This is a genomic window from Pseudoalteromonas sp. UBA2102, assembly GCF_002331165.1.
GTDB lineage: Bacteria > Pseudomonadota > Gammaproteobacteria > Enterobacterales > Alteromonadaceae > Pseudoalteromonas > Pseudoalteromonas atlantica.
Genome location: NZ_DCYU01000106.1, coordinates 1 through 3,194, shown reverse-complemented (window position 1 = coordinate 3,194; position 3,194 = coordinate 1). Strand labels below are relative to the sequence as shown.

The following is a 3,194-nucleotide window of genomic DNA, read 5'->3' as shown; positions in this document are numbered from 1 at the left end:
AAAATTAGTTGACCACTACAGTATTAGCGGTGCTATTTAATGGTTTAACGTCTTTATTGTATTCAATTCGAGATACCCGCTTTTGTAGTTTCTCTACTTGTTGGTATTCCCTTTTATAAAAATGCATCATTTGCCAATTGGTCGGAATTTCTTCTTCTGGAGTATTCGGAAAGTGGTTTTCATACAAAGATTTAAACCGTCGGTGCGCATAAGGAAATGAATAGCCTTTATCCGTTAATAAATACTTATCAATAGCAATCCTAAATAGTCTTTCAATAAATGAGTCAATGATTGCACCTGTACCTGGCATATACTTTCTTGGTCGGCCAAGTTTCTTATTAGTGGCAATACGCTTTTTACCTTTTGCTCCTGAATTTTTGTAATCAGGAAGCAGAGCATTTTGAGTTTGTCCTCGTTGCCAATAACGACGAGCTAAGCGATAAAGCGTTTGTTTAGTCGAACCTTGATTCTCGATAATTTGATTAATAATCGCAGAGCGCGATTTAGCTAGGTAAAACTCAGGTGATTCCAACAAGGGCTTTATCAATTGATAATTATTATCTCGCTTTATTTTTGCTGTTGTACCTTCTTCCGGTGTTTGAAAAGCTAACTCTGCATGTGGGTCTTCTACTCTTATTAATACTTCTTGATCAATAGCAACTTCTAGTTCCTTTTTATTTACTAGCTGTGGGAATGCAGAAGTATTATCTAGGGCAATCCATATCAGGTGATCGGGCATCAACAATAAAACTCTATAGGGCACTTCGTTGTACTTAACAACCTCATTGATTTGAAACACAGTAAGCCTCCTGCAACAGTGTGATTGTTCCTGTTTTTAGTTGATTCGCTTTTAATTTTGGCGCTAAGATAAAAATATCAAAAGTAAAACAACGTTTAGCCAATAAATGCCTTACTTCAGCTAGTGATTCACCAACTTGAAGCTCATATGCCATATCTAAGGTTTTACAAATATCGATGATGTTTTTATTGGGGTTTTGAGAAAAGTGATAGTCATAGTAATCAACGCGCTGAATTAACAATTCCATATCTATTTCATCGCGCTGAGCTGGATAAAGCCATTTGATATTTTTGATAACTGTTTGGGGAATATCTTGCTCAGTAATCAGAAACCAGGGGACTTCTTTTAGTTGCCAATATCGTCTTTCTAACTCAAGCTTTTCAATAGTCCGTGCATCATCTAAAGCTTCTGCATATTTTGCCTGAAGAACAAATTTAGGCTGCTTAGGCTCATGAGAGTTAACAAGAAAATCAGATGACATATATTGTTTCACGCCAGACTGGCTAGGATGCACAATACCTGCTTCTTTAGCAATTTGAGAGGTGGTTTCTATTTCTAATGGGAATTGTTCACGAATTTGAATGACATCCTGGTGCCATTCAAGCAATAAAAATACGGCTATCTCAAGATCTGAAAGTAGATGATGGGTACGTTGTGATTTATGACCAAAAACACGATGAACTCGACCATCAGAAGGTAAATCCCTAACAGTAATCCAAGGTTTATAGTCTGCATTTTGGCCAGAGCCTCGACCTTCTTTAATCCATTTATTATTTTTAGCCTCCGAGTTGCCTAACTTTCTCGATGCCATAAAAAAACCGCCCTGTTTATGCTCATAAATCAAGCATAGTTTAGACGGTTTCAGTATGCAACTTTATTACTCAGTATGATACTTTAATACTTAGTATGATACTTTATTACTATCCCACAACAAATAATTACCAACCTTTTGATTTTACTCAACCGTAACCGATTTAGCTAAGTTACGTGGTTGGTCAACGTCTGTACCTTTAATTACTGCTACGTAGTACGACAGTAACTGTAATGGCAGTGTGTAAACAATTGGCGCAATAATGTCGTCAGTGTGGTTTACGTTGATTACACGCATTGTGTCGTCTGACTCAAAGTGTGAATCTTTATCTGCGAATACGTAAATAATGCCGCCACGTGCGCGTACTTCTTCTACGTTTGATTTAAGCTTTTCTAATAGCTCATTGTTTGGTGCTACAACAATAATTGGCATGTCGGCATCTATAAGCGCAAGTGGGCCATGTTTTAGCTCGCCCGCTGCGTAGGCTTCTGCGTGAATGTACGAAATTTCTTTAAGTTTAAGCGCACCTTCCATTGCGATTGGGTATTGCGAACCACGGCCTAAAAACAGTGAGTGATGCTTATCGGCAAATTCTTCTGCAAGGTCTGCAATGCCATCAGCGAGTAGCAATGTTTCTTCAAGCTTAGCAGGTAGTACTTTTATCGCATCTACAATGGTACTTTGATCAAGGCCTTTTTCTTGAGCTATAGACGCAGTAAGCATTAACAAACCAACTAATTGCGTTGTAAATGCTTTAGTTGAAGCTACACCAATTTCAGCGCCGGCTTTAGTCATAAAGGCTAGGTCTGATTCGCGTACAAGCGATGAACCAGGTACGTTACAAATGGTCATTGAGGCCATGTAACCTTGCTCTTTAGCTAGGCGTAACGCAGCTAGCGTATCGGCTGTTTCACCCGATTGTGAAATAGTCACAAGCAGGCTGTTTTCGTGTACATACGATTGGCGGTATCTAAACTCAGAGGCAATCTCAACATTACAGCTAACGCCTGCAAATTGCTCAAGCCAGTAACGGGCAACCATACCTGAATGGTAAGACGTACCACAGGCAATAATTTGTACGTGTTTTACATCTTTAAATATTTGCTGAGCGCTGTCGCCAAAGGCATCAATTGCTACACGGTCGTCGTTTAAACGTCCTTCAAGGGTATTGCGTACCGCAAGTGGTTGCTCGTAGATTTCTTTTAGCATGTAGTGGCGGTAATCGCCTTTGCCTGATGCATCTTGTGTGATGTTTGATTCAACAACTTCACGCTCTACAGCATCGCCATTTTCATCAAAAATTTCTACTGTGTCACGAGTAATACGGGCTACGTCGCCTTCCTCTAAAAATATAAAGCTACGAGTAACGGGCAATAGTGCTAACTGATCAGAGGCAATAAAGTTCTCGCCAAGGCCTAAACCTATAACAAGTGGGCTACCTGAACGCGCTACAATGATTTCGTTGTCGTTTGCTTTATCAAATACAACGGTACCAAATGCACCTTCAAATTGCTTAACCGCTGCTTGAACAGATGCAAGTAACGTAGTGTGTTGCTTACGAAGCTTATGAATTAAGTGCACCAT

3 protein-coding genes are annotated in these 3,194 nt (G+C 39.5%); all 3 read right to left on the bottom strand.

The genetic code is table 11. The annotated features are described in order from the left end of the window. Window positions 1-4: 4 nt before the first annotated feature. The gene (locus B2R65_RS14840) at window positions 5-799 is read right to left on the bottom strand and encodes a hypothetical protein (protein ID WP_286743965.1); all 795 of its coding nucleotides are present in this window, start codon (window positions 797-799) and stop codon (window positions 5-7) included. Continuing rightward, window positions 783-1,610 (bottom strand): TnsA endonuclease C-terminal domain-containing protein, encoded by an 828-nt coding sequence (locus B2R65_RS14835; RefSeq protein ID WP_286743963.1) that lies wholly within the window; start codon window positions 1,608-1,610, stop codon window positions 783-785. The genes B2R65_RS14840 and B2R65_RS14835 overlap by 17 nt, the downstream gene beginning before the upstream one ends. A 144-nt stretch (window positions 1,611-1,754) precedes the next feature. Further along, window positions 1,755-3,194 (bottom strand): glutamine--fructose-6-phosphate transaminase (isomerizing) (gene glmS / locus B2R65_RS14830; RefSeq protein WP_286743961.1); only part of this gene is annotated, 1,440 nt, incomplete at its 5' end.

What these genes read in the sequence shown, in the direction of transcription:
- B2R65_RS14835 (WP_286743963.1), bottom strand. Translation starts at nt 1,610, where the DNA reads ATGGCATCGAGAAAGTTAGGCAACTCGGAGGCTAAAAATAATAAATGG.